This window comes from Mesorhizobium sophorae (assembly GCF_002270415.1).
Lineage (GTDB): Bacteria > Pseudomonadota > Alphaproteobacteria > Rhizobiales > Rhizobiaceae > Mesorhizobium > Mesorhizobium sophorae.
In genome coordinates this window covers 931,960-953,480 of sequence record NZ_NNRI01000007.1, presented here as the reverse complement: position 1 = coordinate 953,480, position 21,521 = coordinate 931,960, and the positions used below count along the sequence as shown (strand labels likewise).

The 21,521-nt window shown below is 62.2% G+C and carries 18 protein-coding genes and 1 pseudogene; 9 read left to right on the top strand and 10 right to left on the bottom strand.

What is annotated here, in order from left to right; genetic code table 11:
- Position 1: 1 nt before the first annotated feature.
- The 6 genes from CGZ66_RS09010 to CGZ66_RS08985 form a co-directional block, all read right to left on the bottom strand.
- The gene (locus CGZ66_RS09010; RefSeq protein ID WP_095083592.1) at positions 2–1,528 is read right to left on the bottom strand and encodes an acyl--CoA ligase; all 1,527 of its coding nucleotides are present in this window, start codon (positions 1,526–1,528) and stop codon (positions 2–4) included.
- A 327-nt stretch (positions 1,529–1,855) separates the two neighbouring features.
- Positions 1,856–3,442: a gamma-glutamyltransferase gene (gene ggt, locus CGZ66_RS09005; RefSeq protein WP_095083590.1), complete on the bottom strand. Its 1,587-nt coding sequence runs from the start codon at positions 3,440–3,442 to the stop codon at positions 1,856–1,858.
- A 29-nt stretch (positions 3,443–3,471) separates the two neighbouring features.
- The gene (locus CGZ66_RS09000; protein WP_095084348.1) at positions 3,472–4,272 is read right to left on the bottom strand and encodes an ABC transporter permease; all 801 of its coding nucleotides are present in this window, start codon (positions 4,270–4,272) and stop codon (positions 3,472–3,474) included.
- A complete protein-coding gene (locus CGZ66_RS08995; RefSeq protein WP_095083588.1) occupies positions 4,269–5,180 on the bottom strand; it encodes an ABC transporter permease in 912 nt (303 codons plus the stop codon). The genes CGZ66_RS09000 and CGZ66_RS08995 overlap by 4 nt, the downstream gene beginning before the upstream one ends.
- Positions 5,180–6,262 carry an ABC transporter ATP-binding protein gene (locus CGZ66_RS08990; protein WP_095084347.1) on the bottom strand — a complete coding sequence of 361 codons (1,083 nt, stop codon included), beginning with the start codon at positions 6,260–6,262 and terminating at the stop codon, positions 5,180–5,182. The genes CGZ66_RS08995 and CGZ66_RS08990 overlap by 1 nt, the downstream gene beginning before the upstream one ends.
- Positions 6,263–6,344: 82 nt before the next feature.
- Positions 6,345–7,379 (bottom strand): extracellular solute-binding protein, encoded by a 1,035-nt coding sequence (locus tag CGZ66_RS08985; protein ID WP_167392081.1) that lies wholly within the window; start codon positions 7,377–7,379, stop codon positions 6,345–6,347.
- Between the two features lie 244 nt (positions 7,380–7,623).
- On the opposite strand from CGZ66_RS08985, the gene CGZ66_RS08980 reads away from it, so the two are divergent.
- Positions 7,624–8,325, top strand: coding sequence for a GntR family transcriptional regulator (locus CGZ66_RS08980; protein WP_095083584.1), 702 nt, complete (start codon positions 7,624–7,626; stop codon positions 8,323–8,325).
- 672 nt (positions 8,326–8,997) lie between these two features.
- Here the strand turns inward: CGZ66_RS08980 and CGZ66_RS41330 are convergent.
- Both CGZ66_RS41330 and CGZ66_RS08975 read right to left on the bottom strand, forming a co-directional pair.
- Positions 8,998–9,087, bottom strand: a complete 90-nt coding sequence (locus CGZ66_RS41330) for a hypothetical protein (protein WP_280952799.1) — start codon at positions 9,085–9,087, stop codon at positions 8,998–9,000.
- 110 nt (positions 9,088–9,197) lie between these two features.
- Positions 9,198–9,752, bottom strand: a pseudogene (locus CGZ66_RS08975) (SDR family NAD(P)-dependent oxidoreductase); the annotation flags it as partial.
- Between the two features lie 196 nt (positions 9,753–9,948).
- Here CGZ66_RS08975 and CGZ66_RS08970 point away from each other — a divergent pair.
- Positions 9,949–10,161, top strand: a complete 213-nt coding sequence (locus CGZ66_RS08970; protein WP_095084346.1) for a hypothetical protein — start codon at positions 9,949–9,951, stop codon at positions 10,159–10,161.
- A 345-nt stretch (positions 10,162–10,506) separates the two neighbouring features.
- On the top strand, positions 10,507–12,435 hold the full coding sequence (locus CGZ66_RS08965) for an adenylate/guanylate cyclase domain-containing protein (protein ID WP_095083582.1): 1,929 nt from the start codon (positions 10,507–10,509) through the stop codon (positions 12,433–12,435).
- Positions 12,436–12,557: 122 nt separating this feature from the next.
- On the opposite strand, the gene CGZ66_RS08960 is transcribed toward CGZ66_RS08965, so the two are convergent.
- Positions 12,558–12,938, bottom strand: coding sequence for a hypothetical protein (locus CGZ66_RS08960; protein WP_143748697.1), 381 nt, complete (start codon positions 12,936–12,938; stop codon positions 12,558–12,560).
- A gap of 184 nt (positions 12,939–13,122) precedes the next feature.
- On the opposite strand from CGZ66_RS08960, the gene CGZ66_RS08955 reads away from it, so the two are divergent.
- Together CGZ66_RS08955 and CGZ66_RS08945 are read left to right on the top strand one after the other, a co-directional pair.
- A complete protein-coding gene (locus tag CGZ66_RS08955) occupies positions 13,123–14,574 on the top strand; it encodes a LuxR C-terminal-related transcriptional regulator (protein ID WP_095083579.1) in 1,452 nt (483 codons plus the stop codon).
- Positions 14,575–15,224: 650 nt separating this feature from the next.
- Positions 15,225–15,782 carry a dihydrofolate reductase family protein gene (locus CGZ66_RS08945; RefSeq protein ID WP_095083575.1) on the top strand — a complete coding sequence of 186 codons (558 nt, stop codon included), beginning with the start codon at positions 15,225–15,227 and terminating at the stop codon, positions 15,780–15,782.
- 263 nt (positions 15,783–16,045) lie between these two features.
- Here CGZ66_RS08945 and CGZ66_RS08940 read toward each other — a convergent pair whose 3' ends face one another.
- Positions 16,046–17,008: an AraC family transcriptional regulator gene (locus CGZ66_RS08940; RefSeq protein WP_167392041.1), complete on the bottom strand. Its 963-nt coding sequence runs from the start codon at positions 17,006–17,008 to the stop codon at positions 16,046–16,048.
- 209 nt (positions 17,009–17,217) lie between these two features.
- Here CGZ66_RS08940 and CGZ66_RS08935 point away from each other — a divergent pair, with 209 nt between their 5' ends.
- From CGZ66_RS08935 to CGZ66_RS08920, 4 genes are all read left to right on the top strand, one after another.
- A complete protein-coding gene (locus CGZ66_RS08935) occupies positions 17,218–17,988 on the top strand; it encodes an alpha/beta hydrolase (RefSeq protein ID WP_095083571.1) in 771 nt (256 codons plus the stop codon).
- A 143-nt stretch (positions 17,989–18,131) separates the two neighbouring features.
- A complete protein-coding gene (locus CGZ66_RS08930; RefSeq protein WP_095083567.1) occupies positions 18,132–18,992 on the top strand; it encodes an alpha/beta fold hydrolase in 861 nt (286 codons plus the stop codon).
- Between the two features lie 68 nt (positions 18,993–19,060).
- On the top strand, positions 19,061–19,555 hold the full coding sequence (locus tag CGZ66_RS08925; RefSeq protein WP_095084345.1) for a DUF302 domain-containing protein: 495 nt from the start codon (positions 19,061–19,063) through the stop codon (positions 19,553–19,555).
- Between the two features lie 490 nt (positions 19,556–20,045).
- Entirely contained in the window at positions 20,046–21,293 is a 1,248-nt protein-coding gene (locus CGZ66_RS08920; RefSeq protein WP_095084344.1) for a flavin-containing monooxygenase, read from the top strand.
- The last annotated feature ends 228 nt before the right edge of the window (positions 21,294–21,521 follow it).

The window sequence follows — 21,521 nt, the reverse complement described above, 5'->3', positions numbered from 1 at the left end:
GTCAAAGTCCGAGTTTGGCGGCAAGCCCGATCCGTTGCAGCTTGCCGGTGGCGCCCTTGGGAATCTCGTCCAGGATCAGGATCTTGCGCGGCACCTTGAAGTCGGCGAGCCGCGTCGCCGCATAGCCACGGATATCGCTCTCGTTGGCGGCCATGCCTTCGCGCAGCACCACCGCCGCCGCCACCTCCTCGCCGAGCTTGTCATGCGGCATGGCGAAGGTGACGACCTGCGCCACCGCCGGATGGTCCATCAACACGTCATCGACCTCCAGCGGCGAGATCTTCTCGCCGCCGCGGTTGATGATCTCCTTCAGCCGGCCGGTGACGCGCAGATAGAAATCCTCGTCGAGCACGCCCTGGTCGCCTGTGTGGAACCAGCCATGCGCGAACGCCGTGGCGTTGGCGTCCGGGTTCTTCTCGTAGCCTGCCGTGACATTGGGTCCGCGAATGACGATCTCGCCGGTTTCGCCGGCTTTGAGCAGCCGCCCGTCTGGCGCCATCACCGCCACCTCCGGTCCGGCGGAGGCGCCGACGCTGCCCGGCTTGCGCAGGCCGGGCGGCAGCCGGTTCGATGCCATCTGGTGCGCCGCCTCGGTCATCCCGTAGGATTCGATCACCGGGCAGCCGAAGGTCGCCTCCAGTTCGGCCATCACTTGCGCCGGCAGCGACGCCGAGGACGAGCGGATGAAGCGCAGATGCGCCGCCGCCAGCGCCTCGGCATTGCGTGCCGCCCGCGGCAGGATCGCCTGGTGCATGGTCGGCACCGCCGTGTACCAGCTCGGCCGCGCATCGCTCAGCCACTGGAAGAAGCGAAGCGCGTTGAAGCCCGGCGTGCAGTAGATGCTGCCGCCGGCGGCCAGCGAGGAGAGCACCGCCGCGATCAGGCCGTGAATGTGGAACAGCGGCATGATGTTGAGGCAGCGATCGTCCGCCGTCAGGCCGAGCGTCGCGCCGATATGGGCGGCCGAGGCCGCGATGTTGGCATGGCTGAGCGGCACCAGCTTGGGCCGCGACGTGGTGCCGGAGGTGTGCAGCAAAAGCGCGATGTCGCCGTCCTGCGCCATCTCATCCGCGGCTTGCGGCCCGATCGCAGGGCCCTCGATGATAAAGCTTCCGGCCGGCGCGTCAGGCAAGGCGATAAGCCGAAGCACGCCGATGCCGAGCCGTTCGGCCACCGTCACCGCCGGCCCGCTCTCGTCCTGCGCAACGAGGATCGCCTTGGCGCCGATATCGGTCAGGTAAAAATCGAGCTCGTCCGCCCGGTAGGCCGGATTGAGCGGCGCTGTGGAGGCGGCTGCCGCCACCGCGACAAAGGTTGTGGCCATCTCCGGCCCGTTCGGCAGCACGATGGCCACCCTGTCGCCGCGGCCGATACCGCGCGCATGCAGCGCGGCAGCCGTGTCGGCGATCAATTCGCGCAGTGCGCCATGCGTCAGCGTGGCTCTTTCGGGCGCCGAAATCGCCGACGCATCATCGGCGCCGGCAACGAGACGGTGGGAAAGGTCTGCATTTTTTCCAGTGTGGGTCATGTCACCGCCTATGTTTCAAGCGACCGCTTACAAAGTCCAGCGGCGATTCCGGCCACCGCGCAAATCACCTCGGACCGATAGTTGACGTTAGCGCCGCCCCTCATCCGCCTGTCGGCACCTTCTCCCCGTATAGAGACGGGGAGAAGAGGGAGCCGCGCCCTCTGTGCATTTCTCGTAACGCTGGCGATTGGCGAAACCATCGATGAAATCGTCTTTCTCCCCGTCACCATACGGGGAGAAATGCCTGGCAGGGCAATGAGGGGCTGCGCCAACACCCGGTGATGTAATCGCCCGACTCCGGACCACGCCACCACTTTACCGATCATTTCAATACCCAAGCGCCAAACCATCCTTGCGCGGATCGGAGGCGCCGGTCAGCGTTCCCTTCTCCCAGTCGATCAGCACCACTTGCCCGCCGCCCAGCGGGTGATGCGGCTCGGCCACGCGATGGCCGCGCCGGCGCAGGCCCTCGATTGCTTCGGCGGGCACGTTGCGTTCGGCCTCCACGGTTTCATCATTGTAGAATACCCGAGGCGCATCCAGCGCTTGCTGCGGGTCCATGCCGAAATCGAGCATGTTGGTCAGCAGATGGACATGTCCGAACGGCTGGTAGCCGCCGCCCATGACGCCGAACGGCATCACCACGCGGCCATTCCTGGTTGCCATGCCGGGCATGATCGTATGCATCGGCCGCTTGCCGGGCGCGATGGCATTCGGATGGGCCGGGTCGAGGCGGAAGCTCGAGCCACGGTTCTGTAGCACGACACCGGTCTTCGGCCCGACAACGCCGCTGCCGAACGAATAATAGGTCGAGTTGATGAAGGAGACCGCGTTGCGGTCGCGGTCGACGATGGAGATGTAAACCGTGTCGCTGCCTGGCAGGTCCAGGCGGGGCAGATGCGTCATGGCACGCTCGTGGTCGATCTCGGCACGCAGCCGGTCGGCATAGGCGCTGGACAGGAGTTGTGCCACCGGCACCGGGACATGATCCTGGTCGCCGACGAAGCGGTCGCGGTCGCGATAGGCCAGCCGCCCCGCCTCGATCTCCAGATGCAGGCGCTCGGCGCCGTTGGGGTCGAGCCCGCCGAGCTTGAAACCAGACAGCACGTTCAACATCAAAAGCGCCGTCAGCCCCTGATTGTTCGGCGGCATCTGGTGAATGTCGTGGCCGCCATAGGAGGTGCTGACCGGCGCCACATAGTCGCCCCTGGTTGCGGCGAAATCCTCGGTCGAATGCAGCCCGCCCAGTTCATTGAGCCGGCGCACGATATCGTCGGCAACAGCGCCTTCGTAGAATCCGGCGCGGCCGTGTTTAGCGATTATCCGCAACGTGACGGCGAGTTCCGGTTGCCGGTGGACATCGCCGGCCTTCGGCGCCTTGCCGCCGGGCAGGAAGATGCGCGCGGCATGCTCGTCGGCCGACAGATCGGTCTCCGGTTCGGCCCAGTCGAAGGCGACGCGGTCATGCACGACATATCCATTCTCGGCATAGTGGATGGCCGGCGCCAGCGCCTCGGCAAGGCCCTTGCGGCCATGGTCCTCCAGCAACCGGGCCCAGGCGTCGACAGCACCCGGCACGGTGACCGCATGCGGTCCCTGCAGCGGGATGCAGTTGAAGCCTTTTTCCAGGTACCAGTCGACCGTTGCCTTGGCCGGGGCGCGGCCGGAGCCATTGAAGGCCAGCACGTCGCCTTGTCCCGCAGGGCAGTAGAGCACGAAACAATCGCCACCGATGCCGGTCGACTGCGGCTCGACGACCGCCTGCACGGCGGCGGCGCAGACGGCTGCATCCATGGCATTGCCGCCGGAGCGCAGCATCTCGATTGCGGCAAGCGTCGAAAGCGGGTGCGACGTCGCGGCAACCGCTTCCGTGGCACGGACCGGCGAGCGGCCGGGAAACTGAAAATCACGCATTCTGTCTGGATATCCCATGGTCACTTGAATCAATTCCTGCGCCCGAACATCTGCCCGACCGACAACAGGACGACCGACAGCACGATCAGGCAGGTCGAGATGGCGGCGATCGTCGGGTCGATCTGGTCGCGCAGCGCGTTGAACATGCGGCGCGTCAATGTCGTCGTATCGCCGCCCGATATGAACAGCGAAACCACCACTTCGTCGAAGGAGGTGATGAAGGCGAACAGCGCGCCCGAGACGATCGAGAAGCGGATCTGCGGCATCGTCACCTGCCAGAACGCGGCGACCCGTCCGGCACCCAGGCTGCGCGCCACCCGCTCCTGGTTCATGTCATAGGAGCGCAAGCCCGACAGCACCGTCAGCACCACAAGCGGCAAGGCCTGCACGGTATGCGCGATGACCAGGCCGGTCAGCGTGTTGTTGAGCCCGATCCGCGCATAGAGGAAGAAAGTGCCGATGCCGATCAGGATCACCGGAACAATCAGCGACGCCGTCAGCAGCGCGTTGATGGTGCCGTTGAAGCGCAGCGTGCCGCGGTTGATCGCATAGGCGGCGGCGGTGCCGAGCGGCGTTGCCACCGATGTCGTCATGATCGCCACCTTGACCGAGACGATCGTCGCGTCGCGCCACTCCAGCGACTGGAAATAGGTCTGGTACCAGCGCAGTGACCATTGCTGCGGCGGGAATTGCAGCAGCGTCGAATCCGAAAACGACATGATGACGATGATGATCGACGGCGCGATCAGGAACAACAGCACGAGGCCGCCGAGGGCGTAGAGCCACAGACGTTGCCGGTGCGAGATCGGCAGGCCGATATCCTCGCTCATCGCGAACTCCATACGCCGGTGGCGCGCGCGCCGAGCAGCCATTGGAACAGCCCAAGAAGCGCCAGCGTGACCACCAGCAGCACCACGCCGAGGGCCGCTCCGGCTCCCCAGTTGGAGTAGAGGCTGGTGGTCTGTTCCATTCGCATTGCCCACATAATCACCTTGCCGCCGCCCATCAGCGCCGGGGTGACGAAGAACCCCAGGCAAAGCACGAAGACGATGACCACGCCCGAGGCAAGCCCGGGCAGCGACAGCGGAAAGAAGATCTGCCGGAAGGTGGCGACCGGACCCGCGCCAAGGTTCATCCCGGCGCGCAGGCAGTCGCCGTCGATGGTCTTCATCGAGGCGTAGAGCGGCAGCACCAGGAAGGGCAACAAGATGTGCGTCATGCCGATGACGACACCCGACAGATTGTTGGCGAGCGACAGCGGCTGGCTGATGACACCGAGGTCGATTAGCCAGCTGTTGATCAGACCCTTGCGCTGCAGGATCACCAGCCAGGCATAGGTGCGCACCAGGACCGAGGTCCAGAACGGCAGGATGACGAAGATCAGGCAGATCGAGGCTGCCCGGCGCGGCAGTTGCGACAGCATGTAGGCCAGGGGATAGCCGAGCAGGACGCAGGCGCCGGTGACGATGAAGGCGACCTTGAAGGTGGTGACGAAGGTCTTGATGTAGGAGGCCTGCTCGAAGAAGCGCGCATAATTGGCGGAGCTGAGGACGCCGGCCTCGTCGAACAGCGACAGCCAGAACAGCCAGCCGATCGGCATGACGATGATGGCAAAGACCAGGAACAGGCTTGGCGACAGCAGCGCCAGCAGCCGCAGCGACTCGCGCCGGGCGTCGGCCCGCAACGACTGCGCATTCAGATCGCCGGCAGATGCGTGGAAGGCGGATTGCGCGCTCATCAGTCTGATGCCACCAGGATCGTGTCCTGCGCGTCGAGGCCGAGGTTGATCGGCTGGCCGGGAGCCGGCATTCTGGCCAGCACGTCGCTGCGGCAATAGTCTCGCAGCGCCAGCTGGCGGCCGTCGCGCAGCGCCGCGTAGCAGACGAAGCTGTCGCCCTGGTAGATGATGTCACCGACCGTCGCAGTGATCACATTGACGCCGCTTTGCGGCTCGGCATTTGCCAGCAGCCGCAACTTTTCCGGCCGCACCACCATCAGGTGTTGGCCCGATGCCGGCGCCGGCGCCGCGGTATGGATTCTCCTGTCCTCGTACCAGACCGAACCATTGCGGCATTCGACGGGAATGAAGTTCGATTCGCCGATGAAGCCGGCTACAAACCGCGTCTGCGGCGTGGCGTAGAGGGTTTCCGGTCTATCGAGCTGTTCGATGCGCCCGCCATTCATCACCGCGATGCGGTCCGACATGGTGATGGCTTCGCGCTGGTCATGCGTGACATAGACGGTGGTCATGCCAAGCCGGCGATGCAGGCTGCGCAGCTCGATCTGCATATGCTCGCGCAGGCCCTTGTCGAGCGCCGACAAGGGCTCGTCCATCAGCACGATGCGCGGCTCGAAGACGATGGCGCGCGCCAGCGCCACGCGCTGGCGCTGGCCGCCGGAGAGCTGGTTGACCCGGCGCTCGCCGAGGCCCTGCAGCTTGACCAGATCCAGCGCCTTCTCGACGCGCTCGGCCGTCTCGGTGCTGGCGACGCCGCGCTGCTTCAGCGGAAAGGCGATGTTGTGGAAGACGTTCATATGCGGAAACAGCGCGTAGTTCTGGAACACCATGCCGATGTTGCGCTTGTGCGGCGGCGTAGTGATGATCTCGTCGTCGCCGACCTTGATGCTGCCGGCATTGGCGCGCACAAAGCCGGCCAGGATCATCAGCAGCGTCGTCTTGCCGGATCCGGAAGGCCCCAGCAGCGTCAGGAACTCGCCGGCTTCGACATCGAGGTTGAGGTCGCGCAGCACCGCTACGCTGCCAAATCGTTTCTCGATCCGGCGCATGCTGATCGGCAGCGCGGATGGCGCAATGGACAAGATCATCGTCTCCTGAACTGAGGCGGCAGAGGCAGGGCGAGCGGTTGCGCCGCCCTGCCGTGGTTTGGGTTCTGGCCAGGGCCTATTGCTGGACCAGATTGTTGAACTTTTCCGTCGCCTCGACCAGCGTGTCGCGCCAGAATTCGGCGTCCTGCAGCACCTGCTTCTTGACGTTTTCGGGCGCCGAATTGATGTCCTTGATCCTCTCCGGCGGGATCTTGCCGGTCTCGAAGGCCTTTTCATTCACCGGCCCGTTGTCGACATAGAGCGGCAGGTTGGCCTGCAATTGCGGGCTGACGAACATCGCCAGCGCCTTCATGGCGGCTTCCTTGTTCTTGGCGCCCTTCGGGATGACCATGCAGTCGGCGGTCAGGACACCCTGGTCGAACGAGAAGCTGACCGGCGCGCCTTCCTTCTTCAAGGTGCCGGCGCGGCCGTTCCAGATGCTCGCCATGTCGACTTCGCCGTCCTTGACCAACTGCATGGCCTGGGCGCCGGAGGTCCACCAGGCATCGACATGGCCACGGATCTTGTCGACGGATTTCAGCGCGCCGTCGATATCGACCGGATAGACCTTGTCGATCGGAATGCCCTCGGCCAGAGCCGCGACGCTCAGCGTCTCCGTCGCCTGGCTGCCACTCAGCGCGCGCCGGCCCGGAAACTTCTCGACATTCCAGAAGTCGGCCCAGGTCTTCGGGCCCTTGTCGCCGAAGACATCGGTCCGGTAGATGAGCACGACCGAGGTGTAGGAAATGCCGACCCAGTCGTCATGGACCAGCTTCGGGTTGATGCCGCTCTTGTCGATGATGCCGTAGTCGAGTTTTTCGAACAGGCCTTCCTTCGAGCCGCGCGCGCATTCGTCGGCGCCTAGCTCGGTGATGTCCCATTTGACGGCATTGCCCGTGACCTGCAGCCGCACGTCGTCGAGGCCGTTGGTGGTGTCTTCCTTGATGGTGATGCCGAGCGCATCGGCGGTCGGCTTGAAGAACGCCTTGGTCTGCGCCTCCTGGTAGGTGCCGCCCCATGAGGCGACAGTGATGGTATCGCCCGCCATGGCGGGGGCTGCGAGCGACGCCATGAGGGCGGCAATCGCAACAACGCTAACGTTTCGGGTCATGTTCATTTTCGGCTCTCCAACCGGTGTTCCCATTGTTTTTAATTTCGCATGCTATCTTGTATACAATTTTGAGTGTAGCCTAGCGATCAGTGATGTCAACACCGTCCGGCGCGATCGAATTCAGGCGTATCGAGCAGGGCAAAGATGGAAAGAGACGGCCTCGCTGGGGCGTGGCAAATTACGCCGACTGCGACTACAGCTGTGCGTGTCCCGGCTGAAAGACCGGAGAACTGGGGACGAAACCTTGGCCAAGGAAACCAAAAATACGCTGCGCGACTCGGTCTATTCCTCGCTCAAGGCGATGATCGTGACCGGCCAGATTCCACCGGGCTCGCGCGTCACCGAAAGCGACATCGCCGCAAAGCTGAATGTCAGCCGCACGCCGGTGCGCGAGGCCTTCAACCGCCTCGAGCGCGATGGCCTGGTCACCGGCAGGCCTCGCCAGGGCTATGTCGTCACCGAGTTCGACATCAGCATGTTCCGCGAGGCCTTCGAGATCCGCGAACTGCTCGACGGCCATGCGACAGAGTTGGCCGCGGCCGTGGCGACGGAGCAGGACAAGGCGCGGCTGCGCGCCATTCTGACTGAGTGCGAGCGGCTGGCCGCCATACCGGATCGCACCACCAGGGAGAAATTCCAGGAGCTCGAGGCTGGCATCGACCTGCATCGCGTCATCGCGCAGATCAGCGGCAATGTCATGCTGCACGGCATGCTGTGCGGCATCCTCGACAAGTGTCAGCACTATGTCTGGACCGAGCTCTTGTGGCTGGACGAATGGAAGATCGCCCGCGACGAGCATGCCGAAATCGTCGACGCGATCTGCGCCGGCGATGCCAGCCGGGCCGGCACGCTGGCGCGCGCCCATGTGCGGGGATCCCGCGACAACGTGCTGCGCCTGCTGCAGGCCAAATCGGACTACCAGAGTTTCCTCGCCAAGGCGTCTTGAAAACGCCGGCTAACGGGATGAAGCGCCTGGCCGGCCTTCATTGGCACGTCCGAAGAAGTTCGAACACCTTAGCGGCCGGCGCCTATCATGGGCTGAGTTCTATGCGCTGCGGTCGGACCTGCGGCCGGCCAACGATAACGGGCGGAGGGGTACAGCCGGCGAGCCCGGCTGCATTCGGCCGCTGGAATGCCATGACAGCCAGTCGCGTCCTGGTTTTCCAAATAGGCACGAGATGCCAGTGGCTCCTACTTAGCGACGAATATGGATCCGGCTGGCGTCCCCGCCGATCGAAGTGGACCGCTAGGCCTTCGTTGACTGCTGCCAATACAGCGCACCGCTCAAGCTGATCGTCCGACAGCTCGCAATCAGGGACTTTATCTCGCACTGACTGAACTGCCGAAAAGGTCGAGATGATGCGTCCGGGAGCAGAGGAGTCGATATATCCAGCGATAGCGTCAGTGACGTCATCGGGAACAAGAAAGTTGAATTGGCGCGACGTTGTGGAAGCTACGATCCGATTTAGCATTTCGCCTGCTGAAAGCCCCAACGGATATTATCCGCTTCGGACGGTATATCAGCAAGGACTAATGGGCATCGATCGGGTGTTATGCACCGAATTCTAACCTGTCGGAAGGACACGCTGCCTCGTTCCGGCGAAGCGCCTTTGACCCTTCAGCCCTTGCGTTCCTGCAGGCTGTTGCCGCCGTCGACCACCAGCAGGGCGCCGTTGACATAGCTGGCGCCTTCCGATGCCAGGAACACGACCGCTGCGGCCACTTCATCCGGCCGGCCCGCGCTGGCGGCGTATGCAGGGCCGCGGTCCGCTCCATCTCGCTCGACGACCCCGTCTCGATCCAGCCGGGGGCCACGGCGTTGGCGGTGATACCGCTCTTCGCCACTTCGAGCGCCAGCGTGCGGGTCAGGCCGACCATTCCGGCCTTGGCGGCGGAATAAGCGGCGGTGCCTTCGAAGGACACCAGCGGCCCGGTGACCGACGCCACGTTGACGATACGCCCATAGCCCGCTTCGACCATCGCCGGCAGAAATGCACGGGTGACCAGAAACGCTGTCTTCAGGCTGACGTCGATCCCTTGGTCCCAGTCGGCCTCGGTCATCGAGAGGAACGCCTTGTCGACCGAGGGCGATGCCAGCGAGCCCATGCCGGCATTGTTGACCAGGATATCGATGGTGCCGGTGCTTGCCCGCAGCCGCTCGACATCGGCAGCGATGGTGAGATCGGCGACCACGGCAACGGCATCGATGTCTTCGGCACGAAGCTCGGCGGCGCGATCAAGCACACGCGCGCTGGCGCCAGTGAGGACAACGGTATGGCCGGCATGGCCGAGCTGCCGGGCAATGGCAAAGCCGATGCCGTCAGACGCACCGGCCCCGGTGATCAACGCACGCTTGATGGTGGCAGGGGACATGGTCAAATCAGCCTCCGATGGTCGCTATCAAAGCACCATAGTCGATGAATGGATTTGGCGCGCCGGATCAGATGAAATTGGTACTGCTGTGTTATTTGGCGCCTATCAGTTCTAATAGGCTCGGCCATTGCACAGAATGTTGGTGCACCAGTCGCCCGCCGCTGCGCGAAACGGCAGATTCGAACCGGAGGCTCAAATGTCAGTTGTCGAGGAAGAAGCTTCGCCCGCGGTCCCCTCACATCCAGAGGAAATCAAGTCGGTTTTCGACCTGCGCTTGGGCAAGCATGTTACTTTGCAGGGCAGTGCCAGGATAACGCCGGCAGGCGTGATCAGCGCCGGCATCGCGGTCGCCGTGATGACGCTGGCGATGGGTTATCTTGCCTCGTCGACCAGGCGTCGCAGGCAATAGGCGAGACCCAGCTGACGCGCCGGCCGAAAGGAAATTGGGCGCAGCTATATCATTGCTGCGCCTGTTGGTTTCTGAGATCACCCGCTCGGAGTGTTAGGCCCGCTTGGCGGCATGAGCCGACGCTTGGCACCGAGGCAATGAACATCTCAATGGGGCCGGAAGCGACTGTCAGCTTTCAGGCTGGGCAAAACAGCGGCCCCTTGCGTCCAGCGTAGTGCGGACCGCTTTGCGCCGATTCTGTTGAAAGAGTCCGACGCACCGCAAAGTCCGCGCCGCGGGGCGGGCCTCTCGTCAGGGCACAGCATTAGGTGTACCATTTTGGCCCTGTTGGTCCGGGGCCGGGTGATGATCGTCCCTCCATTGAACCGGAAACTGCTGGCGATCCTGGCAGCGGACATGGTCGGCTATTCAAAAGCGATCGAGATCGACGAAGCTGGCACCATCGCACGCCTGAGGGCTATCCGGGCCGATGTGACCGATTTGGCGATCGCTCTGCACCAGGGTCGAATTGTCAAGCTGTTAGGAGATGGCGCACTTGTCGTCTTCGACAGCGTGGTCGATGCGGTGATCTGCGCAGCCGAAATTCAGAAAGCTGTGGCCGTTCGCAATGGTGGATTGCCGGAGCATGAGCGGATTGTGTTCCGCATCGGGATAAATCTTGGCGATGTGGCACTGGTGGATGGCGATGTGTATGGCGACGGCGTCAATATCGCCGCTCGCCTAGAGCAGCTTGCCGAGCCGGGCGGAGTAATGGTGTCAGGTACGGCCTACGACCATTTGCAGGGCAAGCTTGATTGGCCACTCGATTTCGTTGGCGAGCAGCATGTCAAGAACATCAACCGCCCCGTGCGGATGTACCGGGTGAGGCTCGATGGCAAGCGGGTGCGTTGGACCTTACGCAAGGCGATGCCGCGCTGGACCAAGACGGCTGCGGCGGCCGTCGTGGTGCTGGCTCTGGCGGGTGGAGGGACCTGGTGGTTCTTTCAGCCCGCGCCACTGGGGGCCAAGCCGTCGGTCGCGGTGCTGCCCTTCAATAATTATGGCGACGACGAGGTCACCGGTCGTTTGGCCGATGGATTGACTGAGGATATCATCACCGACCTCGCACGGTTTCCCGAACTTGAGGTCGTGGCCCGGAATTCGACGGAAGTTTACAAAGGCAAGCCGGTGGATGCCCGCCAGGTCGCAAGTGCGCTCCATGTCGGCTTCGTGCTGGAAGGCTCTATCCAGCGGCAAAATGGGCGGGTGCGGGTTACCGCGCAGTTGATCGATGCACAAACCGGCAACCATCTTTGGTCGGATCGTTGGGACCGGCCCGCTGAGGACGTGTTCGCCGTCCAGACCGAGATTGCAGAGCAAGTCACCAACCGTCTCGGCAACGGCGTGGGGCTGATTCAGGGAGCGGGGCGGGCTGCAGCGAAGCGTAAACGGCCGGACAACTTGACTGTCTATGATTACTATCTGCTCGGAACCGAAAGGATTGAAAAGATTACCGTAGCGGATGAGGAGGAGGCTATCAGGCTGCTCAACCTCGCTGTCGCGCTGGACCCCGGGTTCGCCCGCGCCTGGGTGGAACTTTATCATGCTCATAACATATTGGCTGGCTTCGGTATCAATCCCGAGAGTGAGATCAAGGCGGCTGCCGATGTAGCCGAACGCGCGGTGCGGCTCGATCCGAGCGACGCCGAGGCCCACGCCGTTTTTGGCATGAGCCTCAAAGAAAAGGGCGACAACTCCCGCGCCAAGGTCGAGATGGACACGGCCCTCCGCCTCGCTCCGGGTTCGGCCGAAATCCTGACATTCTATTCCGGCTACGCGGCAGGCTTCGACGAACCCGAACGCGGCGCTCAGTTGGTCGACCAAGTTATACGGCTCGACCCGAATTACCCGATGTGGGCAACTAGTTTCTACTCCACGGCCTATTTTATGGCTGGCCGCTATGAGGACGCCGCGAAGATGCTGGAGCGCAAGACGCCCGACAACTACGGCAAAGGGGATTGGGTGGTGCGTAGCAGCTCCCTCGCGGCACTGGGTCGAACCGATGAGGCGGATGCTTCAGTCAGGGAAACCCTCAAACGGTATCCGGACCTGACCATCGAGGGCCTGGTCAATGAATTCAGCTCGAGCAAGAGGGAACGCGGTCGTTTAATCGAGACAATGCCGCTCGCCGGCTTCCCGCTTTGCGCCAAGCCCGAGGGGCTGGCAAAGCTCGCCAAACCAGTGCGACTACCGGAATGCGAGACGGGGGAGGCGCAGCCTCTCGGGCAGCCATAGAACAGCTCGGCTTGAGCGCTGACCGCCCGGTGAAATGAGCATCTCTACGGTGAAAGCCGGCTCGGCAAGTGAAGTCTGGCCAGTGGCGGCTATTCCTGCCCCAGTTGCGGGCTCCAGAACGGTCACTCGTCGAGCCAGTATTGGCGGGGACAGCCGAACTGGCGCGAAGCGACAGATTGGCGCTTGGCGACAAATGCCAGTGCGAAGAGACTCCGGGGCGAGCGGTTCGCTTTCACACCAGGCAGGATCGTGTAACCCTGATCGACCAGTTGCAATTTCAGCTCGCTGAGATGCCGTTTGAAGCCGTTCTCGATTTGGCTCCGAGGGTAGCGCCATCCGTTCCTGCACGCCCGGATCAGAATGTCGGAATACAATTCGGCACTAACGGCTCTCACAGCATCTTCGGAAATCAGCTTGCCGCCAGATTGCGTGCCTTCGGACAAGCACGGTCCAACCGACAGAGGCAGCACCAGCATTGCGGCAAAGATAGATGACTTTGTCATGGACACCTCCTGCTTCCTGAATGGATCGGGATTCTGCGACCCGACCAAACCCCGTCGACAGGAAAGCCTAGAATTGGTGTCGGTCGGATGGCATCGTGCAAATGCAGTGTTTTCGAGATCGCATCTGTAGTATTTTGCCGTGCCGGGTCGGCCACAACTCGTAGCGGATCGGAGACTTGAAGCGATGCTTCGCGCCGTGAGCAATCCTCTGACCAGTCTGTCGGACCGGGAGCGGGTGGTCGCTGCAAAATTCGCCGAGGGGATGACCTACCGTGAAATCGGCGAGACGCTCTTCATAGCGCCGACTACCGTTCGGACCCATCTGTCGGCCATATATCGGAAACTCGATATTCGCAGCAAAGTTGCGCTTGCAACCTTGCTTGCCGACCAACGCGAGCAAGACACGGGCCATGCATCATCCGGTGGCCTTTCGGTGAAGGCTTCTGGGCCAACAGTCGTTGCGGTTCTCCCTTTCGACAATCTGAGCGCGGACGAGCGATGGAACCGCTTGGCCGATGGCTTGTCGGCGGACATCATGGTCGACCTCGCTCGCTACCCCGACCTTGCGGTCATCGCCCGCCAGACCATGCTCTCGTACAAGGGACGGCGCGATGACGTGCTATCCATCGGGCGGGAACTGAATGCGGATTATCTACTTGAGGGGACCTTGCAGGCGGCAGCGCAGCAGCTGCGGATCTGCGTCCAACTCGTCGACGCGCGCACTGGAGTCGATTTGTGGACGGCCCGCTATGATCGATCAGCGGAAGACCTGTTTGCGATGCAGGACATGGTCACCGAAAACGTCGTCAACGTCCTTGCTAGCTGTTGCGGCAAGCTCGCAAAACTTCGACGCGATGTTGTCCGCCGAAAACACCCCGCCAGCCTACGTGCCTATGACTACTATCTGCTCGGCGTCGAGCAGCACAATTTGTACACGCACGCTTCGAATGCGGAAGCGGTGCGGCTTCTGACGCGTGCCATCGAGCTCGACCCTGGACTTGCCAGAGCCTGGACAGTACTGGGGCTGGCGCATGCCGTCGCCGCCATCAATGCGTTTACCAACGACCCTTCCGCCGCAAAGGAGCAATGGAAACTGTGCCTCGAACGAGCGTTGGCGCTCGACGCTGGTGATACCCATGCACGCATATGTCTAGCCGAGCTTCGAGCCTTGCAGGGCGATCTCGATGCCACAGCAAGAGAACATGATCTTGCCTTGGCGGCCGCACCGCACGATGCCGATACCCTCGCCTTGCTTGCCGGAGGAAAGGCGTTCGTGACAGGCGACCCGCGGGAAGGATATGAACTGGCCAAGCGCGCGATCCGTCTCAATCCGTATGTTTCCTGGTACTATAGCATGCTTGGCCGATCGAGCTTCGTTGTAGGTCTCCACAGGGAGTGCCTGACCGCGTTCAGCCAAGCACCGCCGGACTCGCCTGCAACGCTGCTGTTCCAGGCCATGGCGCACGCCATGCTCGGTGAAACACCTCAGGCAATAAAGATTGCCAACCGGTTGGCGAGAGAATTTCCAAACACTTCTGCCGAAGGGTTTATCGGCTCCTATCCAGTCACCAATCCTCCCGCTATTGCCGCGATCCGGGAGGGTGCCCGCCGCGCGGGGCTGGCAAGCTTCAATTGAGATACCATTGCGGAGACCTCGGCGAGACCAGGCGAATCCTAGCCGCAATGTTGATTGCGTATGGTGCCGTAGAGGCTGTCGGCTACGCGCAGGCGCAAAATCTGCTCACAATCATCGCACCAGTCTCCGGTCAGACTGCCGATGGAACGCTCTCCTTTTCCGGGAAGGCTTTCGTCAACAGCATTACACGGCGCGGAACTATTAGCGGACAGACCAATACCGGGGCCGAATGCCGAGGGACGGCTATCGTCAATCTTACGTTCTCGCATGGAGAAGGGACGATCGTTTGCGGGCAACTCTCATCCCGGTTCGTGTTCTCGCTGACCAGCAGACAACCCGTAGCTGGCACAGGAGCGGGAACCCTTTCCGACGGGCGCAAGGTGATGTTGAGAATAGGACAATGACCACAAATCGACCGCCCTTTTGTCAAGAAGTGGCGAGCTGAAACATTGATGCAAGTGGGCTGACTATTACTCTTGCCAAGGCCGACGGAATCCGAGCCGATCGATGACCTCGCACGGGGAAACGAAAGCCCCCGAGCCCGGTTGTAGCGGATCACGGGTGGGAAACGCTTTCTCACGGCGGAAGTTGAACATCAACCGCGAGCAATAGCCCTACGTTTTTTCGAGCGGATGGCTTAGGCTCGTCGCATGGGACTATTGACCTTCAGCATAAACGTCACCCTGGACGGCTGCGTCGATCATGAGGAGGGAATCGCTGACGACGAGACGCACGCGTTCTTCACCCGCCTTATGGACGAGGGCGGGGCGATGCTGTGGGGCCGCATCACCTACGAGATGATGGAGAGCTACTGGCCGGCGGTGGCTCGCGGCGACGTGGAGGCGCCGCCGGCGTTACGCGAGTGGGCGGTCAAGCTGGACGCCAAACCGAAGTACGTGGTGTCGTCGACGCGAACGGACTTCCCGTGGGCCAACAGCCACCACATCGCCGACGACCTGCGAACAGGTGTACAGAGGCTCAAGGACGCGACTCCGGCCGGCGTGCTCCTTGGTAGCGGCAAACTCGCGACCGAGCTGGACCGGCTGGATCTGATCGACGAATATCAGCTCCTCGTCCATCCCAGGATCGCTGGCCACGGCCCGACCCTGTACCAGGGCGGGCTGCCCAGTGCGCGACGGCTCGAGCTGGTCTCGGCGAAGCCGCTCCGCAGCGGCGCGGTCGCTTTGCACTATCGGCGCGAGTGCTGACTCCGAGCAACCTCAACGCACCCAGCTCGGAGGCTTGCGTGTCGCAGGAGCGCCGCCGATTAACAGTCGGCTTTGGTCGCCTGGCGGCCTGGATGAGACCAGATGCACCCAAGCGCCGGGCCGTCTGTAGCGGAGACCTCGGCTGGCTGCGCGTACTGGCGGGGTGAGGATTCTGCGCGCCATTTGTGAACAAAACTGGACACTCTTGCCAGAGGCGCCCCGCCGCCCATCGCTAGACCTTCCAGTAGCCAGCTTGGTCGAGGTCAATCGGCGACTTCTGCTTCCAGGACGTCCCCTTGCCTTCGGCCACCGTCAGGCCGGCGAGTTGATCGATAACGGCCAGGCGATAGGCCATGATGCCTATGGAACAGCTTCGAAAACGCGGCCGCGGTCTCGTAGCCGACACGGGTCGCTATCCTTGCAATCGCCTCGTCGGTTGTTTCGAGCAGAAACGCAGCCTCCGACATCCGGCGTGCGATCAGATAACGGTACATGGACTGGCCGACGAGGTTGGTGAAGCGAGCTGAAAACGCCGAGCGACCGAGCCCCACGCGTTGCCCTAGGTCGCCAAGGGTCCAGGGTTGGCCCGGCCGTTCGTGAATCAACTGAAGCGCCGGTCCTATGTGCGGGTCCGCCATCGCCCCCAGCCACCCGCCTTCTCCGGAATCGAGAGACTTGATCCAGCTTCGCAACACCTCAACGAAGAGCACTTCTGTCAGTCGTGAGAGTGCGACGTCTTGGCCGGGACGCGCAAGCGCCGACTCGCTCACCATGCGTTGCAGAATCGCCTCGAGCCATCCGCCGTCTTCCGTCGGCTTCAGGAGAAGCAGGGGCGGAAGTAATTCCAACACGCTGCCGCGCGAGGGCCGCTCCACAGTGAAATTGCCACAGATCATCGTCGAGAGCGGCTGCGCGTTGCCTCCATGACGAACGACGCCAAGACGTCCGGGCAGTCGATCGAGGTCCACAATCGGTAACGGCGTCGTCCGGCGATCCGAATAAATCAGGTGAGGCTCGCCGCGTGTGACGACGACAAAGTCGCCCGCAGTCATGTGGAGTTCTCGTCCCTCATCGAGCGCGAGGGTAGCTGAGCCGCGACTGAGATAATGGAACAGGGCGTAGGGGCGCGCTGGCAATGCCAGATTCCACGGATGGCCGAGCTCGAAGTGGAAGAGCAGAGTCCCACCGAGGCGAATGCGATCGAGCACTTGGGCGAGGATGTCCATCCTCCCGATGTTAATACGACGGACGGTCAGACACAATATTCGGACGATTGATGCCTAACGTCCGAATACTCCATGTACTACCTGATCTCAAGTCGAGCCAACAGGTCGCGCGGCAAACCATTGCGCAAATGGCAGATGGGAGAACCACGACTTTTGCCGACACGCCTGCCCCGGACCCGCGTCGTCCGTCATCTCAACAGGAGCAATCAATGCGAAATCTTCTACTCTCAGTCGCCACCGTCCTCATGGCCGGAGCAACACTTGCCGCCCCCGCCCAATCAGCTCAACTGCCCAAGGGCGCGGCTCACAATATCGTGCTCGTCCATGGCGCTTTCGTCGACCAGACGAGCTGGAAGCCGGTTGCCGATATCCTGACGAAGAAGGGCTACAACGTAACGCTCGTCGAAAACCCGCTCACCTCCCTCGCAGCGGACGTCGATGCCACCAAACAGGCGCTCGCGAAACAGAACGGCAAGACCGTTCTCGTTGGCCACTCTTGGGGCGGTGTGGTCATCACCCAAGCAGGCGACGATCCAAACGTCTCGGCGCTCGTCTACGTCTCCGCATTCGCACCCGACGTGGGGGAATCTCTGGCGAGCTTATCCAAGAGCGGTCCGGCAACCGAGGGCGCCGCGGCGATCCATCCCGACGAACAGGGCAACCTCTACATCGATCCCAAAGTGTTTCCTTCGGCAGTCGCGGCTGACCTTCCTCCGGAGATCGCCGAATCCTTGGCAAACCATCAGCTCCCGTTGAACCACACGGCGTTCGAGGCTCCCGTCGATAAGGCAGCTTGGCGCGACAAGCCGACGTTCTATGTGATCAGCACGAAGGACAAGGTCATCGCACCCGAGGTCCAGAAGATGTTCGCCGACAGGATGAAGGCCCAGACGACGGAGGTCGCCGGCAGCCACGCCTCTCTCGTCGTCCACGCGAAGGAAGTCGCCGCCGTGATTGAAAAGGCCGCACTCGTGAAGTGACGATACCGCTCCCGGCACTTTCGTGCCGGGAGCACGCGTGCTCGGCGGACTACGGAATGCCTTGGACCGCGAGCGGCTCAGACCTAGCCAAAACCGCACCAGCTAATCCCACTCGATTATTTGCCAAGCATCCGGAGGATGACATGACTGAGTTCGACACCGCGAGCCAGGACGCCGCCACGCTGGAAACGGCGCCCACCCGTTACATCGAAGGCAGCGGAATCCGCTTCGCCTATCGCCGTCTCGGCCCATCGACCGGAACCGCGCTGGTTCTCCTGCAGCATTTCTCGGGCAACATCGACGCGTGGGACCCCGCCGTCGTGAATGTTCTGGCCGCCGATCGACCGGTGATCGTTTTCGATAACGCCGGGGTCGGCCGCTCGACAGGCCAAACGCCCGACAATATCGCGGCGATGGCCCGAGACGCGGTCGCTTTTATCAAACTGCTCGGCCTCTCCGAAGTCGACCTTCTGGGCTTTTCCCTCGGCGGCTTCGTCGCCCAGCAGATCGCTGCCGAGCACGGACGGCTGGTCCGCAAGCTGATCCTCGTCGGCACCGCGCCGAAAGGCGGAGAGGAACACCTGTTGACGGTTCTCCAGGATGCGTTCTCCCAAACCGAGGCGCCGGACCTCCGCCTGCCGCTATTCTTTACGAAGTCGTCGGCCAGCCAGTCGGCCGGCCTGGCGTTCCTGAAGCGGGCGAAGGTACGTAAGGAAGATCGGGACACCGATAACGGCGGCGCGGTGACGGATCCGCAGGCCAAGGCGCTTATTACTTGGTGCGCCACACCTGATCCCGAGCACGCCATTCTGCGCGCCATCCGCCAGCCCGTCCTTGTGGTCAGCGGCAGCCACGACACCATGCTGCCGGCGGACAACGCCTACGCAATGTTCAAGGCTCTAAGCAACGCCCAGCTGGTCCTCTATCCCGATTCCGGCCATGGCGCGCTGTTTCAGTACCCCGAATTGTTCGTCAGCCACGTCCGGACCTTCCTGGAAGCGTGATCGGCGGTTGCATAATCCCGGCGCGATCGGTCGCGCCTTTGTTCCTGAGAGCTGTTGCGGAGAAAGAAATGACAATCGCAAAGGTCGAGGTTGAGCGTTTCAGCCTGACGTGTTCCAAACCATTCGACGCCGTTGTGGCCGCGCTCAAGTCAGCGGTCGGGCAACCTGACATGGTCGAATTTTTCAAGGAGACGAGGGCTGCAAATTCCTTCTCGGATTTGGAGCGTGTTGTGCAAAACGGCCAAGGCCGCACAGGTCTCATGCTCTTCGCGGAATTCGACTTGGGCGCCATTCTGCGCCGCGAGACTGGACGCGACACTCCTAAGAGCATGCGGTTTTTGGTGGGCAATCCACTTATCATGAAAGAAATGGTCAAGCACGTTCCCGATGCTGGATCCTACGCCCCAGTCACAGTCCTTCTTGATCAACGTCCCGATGGCGTGCATGTCTCCTATGACAAAATGGAGAGTTATCTGCTCTCTTATGGCAGTTTGGAGGCTCTCGCTGTCGCCCGCGATCTTGATGCGAAAATCACAACCTTGCTACGCGAATGCGCAAGCTAAACTCTCTGATGACGCTTCAGACGGATGGAAGTGAGAGTCCGTCCCGAACACGCATTACTTCTCGCGATGCGGCGAATGGGAACCATGGCGGCGACGGCGTTGAGGAAAGCGGTCGCCGAAGCGATGGTGGCTCGGCATCCTTCCGGGTCGTGCGGAGCGGCTCGGTACGGTATCGCTTCGAGAGACCGTGACAGCCCCGCGAGCGAGCGCGTTCCGTCTCGGCGGCACCACTTGCGTCACGACGCGACCTGCGCTTTTCCCTAGGGAACTCGCGAGCTCGATCGAACTCACCCGCAGCTCTGCGCCAATGGCGGACGTTCGGTTGACAGGCGTTCTCAGAGGCGCGGCTTGCACGAGACGCGACATCTTAGTCATCGCCTCGCTAAGTGTTGCCGTGTTCGATCTTGTCGCGTGAGAGCAAGCAGCACTAGAAAGCAGGCCATTTGCTAATCTGACAAAGTACAATAGGGTGACAATCAGAGGGGGCCCAATGACGAGCGGAACGGACATTCTTGATGCCGCCGTCATCGGTGCCGGTTGGGCGGGTCTAGGCGTCAGTCATGCGCTGACGCAGCGCGGCTTGCGTCATAGAGTGTTGGAGCGAGGTCGCATCGGTGAGACCTGGCGGACCCAGCGCTGGGACTCCTTTCGGGTAAACACACCTAACAGCCAAACGGTCATGCCAGGGGATACCTATGTTGGGCCCGATCCCGACGGTGCAATGACAAGCGGTGAGTTTGTTACGCTGTTGGAGGACTATGCAGTCCGGTATGGCCTCCCGGTGGAAACCGGCACGCCGGTGACGGAACTTGTTGCGAGCGGCGGCCTGTATCGGCTGGCCCTTCCGGACGGCCCCTTGTGGGCGAGGACTGTGGTGATCGCAAGCAGTAACCAGAATTGCCCGGCGCGCCCGCCTTTTTCTGCGTTGCTGCCGCCGGAAGTCCAACAGATTGATGCATCGGCCTACCGCAACGCATCTCGTCTCGACAGCGGAGCCGTGCTGGTGGTCGGTAGCGCCCAGTCGGGCGGCCAAATAGCCGAGGACTTGGTCCAGGCGGGGCGAACTGTCTTTCTTGCAACGAGCCGGGTCGGCCGACTGCCCCGAATGTACCGAGGCAGTCACATCAGCGTCTGGATGGTTCTTAGCGGACTGATAGATGTGACGCGCAGCGAAATACTTCAGCAGGGACCCATCCCTGGAAGGCCGCTGACAGGTGCGCTCCATACGATCAGCCTGCAGTCCCTCAGTGCGCAAGGCGTTGTCTTGCTGGGTCGCCTCACCGGCGTCGACAACGGCCGCCTCTCGTTCAGCGACGATGCAGAGGAGCATGTTCGCTATGCAGACGAGGGCTCCGCTAGAATTCGAAGCCATATCGACGAGTACATCGCGCGCAACGGGATCGATGCCCCGAGGGCTGAGCCGGACCCGGCGGAGGTGATTGGCGCGCTTCTGCCGAATCCACCAGTCCGATCAATTGACCTCGCCGCGCGGGGGATCACAACGGTGATCTGGTGCACCGGGTTCAGAGGGGATTTCGGGTGGGTGCGCGTTCCCAATGTGCTCGATGCCCAAGGGCAACCATTGCACGAGGGCGTGTTCGCGGGCGCCCCTGGCGTGTATTTTGCCGGCCTGCCTTTCGCGATCTCGCGACGGTCGGGCACAATATTGGCAATCGCGCAAGAAGCAGCCCTGTTGGTCGAGGATATCCAGAGTCGTTTAGCAGACACCTGCCTCTGACGTCCCGATTCAGTGTGCGGACTCTGAGCGATCATCCGGCAGGCGGCTTCCTCCTCTCGCGAGGACCAAGCCACGAAGGTGAATGGCCGCTGAGGGTCGATCGCGGACCCCGAGTGCCCAGTGTTGCTCTGGGGTGGTGGTGTAATGGCGCGCCGGAGGAGATGAAACTGGGTACTGCTATGTTATTTTAGCGCCCATCAATTCATACAACTCACCACCAAACGCACT

Coding starts and splice junctions, on each gene's coding strand:
- CGZ66_RS09010 (WP_095083592.1), bottom strand. CDS start 1,528: ATGACCCACACTGGAAAAAATGCAGACCTTTCCCACCGTCTCGTTGCC.
- ggt (WP_095083590.1), bottom strand. CDS start 3,442: ATGCGTGATTTTCAGTTTCCCGGCCGCTCGCCGGTCCGTGCCACGGAA.
- CGZ66_RS09000 (WP_095084348.1), bottom strand. CDS start 4,272: ATGAGCGAGGATATCGGCCTGCCGATCTCGCACCGGCAACGTCTGTGG.
- CGZ66_RS08995 (WP_095083588.1), bottom strand. CDS start 5,180: ATGAGCGCGCAATCCGCCTTCCACGCATCTGCCGGCGATCTGAATGCG.
- CGZ66_RS08985 (WP_167392081.1), bottom strand. CDS start 7,379: ATGACCCGAAACGTTAGCGTTGTTGCGATTGCCGCCCTCATGGCGTCG.
- CGZ66_RS08970 (WP_095084346.1), top strand. CDS start 9,949: ATGTCAGTTGTCGAGGAAGAAGCTTCGCCCGCGGTCCCCTCACATCCA.
- CGZ66_RS08965 (WP_095083582.1), top strand. CDS start 10,507: ATGATCGTCCCTCCATTGAACCGGAAACTGCTGGCGATCCTGGCAGCG.
- CGZ66_RS08960 (WP_143748697.1), bottom strand. CDS start 12,938: ATGACAAAGTCATCTATCTTTGCCGCAATGCTGGTGCTGCCTCTGTCG.
- CGZ66_RS08955 (WP_095083579.1), top strand. CDS start 13,123: ATGCTTCGCGCCGTGAGCAATCCTCTGACCAGTCTGTCGGACCGGGAG.
- CGZ66_RS08945 (WP_095083575.1), top strand. CDS start 15,225: ATGGGACTATTGACCTTCAGCATAAACGTCACCCTGGACGGCTGCGTC.
- CGZ66_RS08940 (WP_167392041.1), bottom strand. CDS start 17,008: ATGGACATCCTCGCCCAAGTGCTCGATCGCATTCGCCTCGGTGGGACT.
- CGZ66_RS08935 (WP_095083571.1), top strand. CDS start 17,218: ATGCGAAATCTTCTACTCTCAGTCGCCACCGTCCTCATGGCCGGAGCA.
- CGZ66_RS08930 (WP_095083567.1), top strand. CDS start 18,132: ATGACTGAGTTCGACACCGCGAGCCAGGACGCCGCCACGCTGGAAACG.
- CGZ66_RS08925 (WP_095084345.1), top strand. CDS start 19,061: ATGACAATCGCAAAGGTCGAGGTTGAGCGTTTCAGCCTGACGTGTTCC.
- CGZ66_RS08920 (WP_095084344.1), top strand. CDS start 20,046: ATGACGAGCGGAACGGACATTCTTGATGCCGCCGTCATCGGTGCCGGT.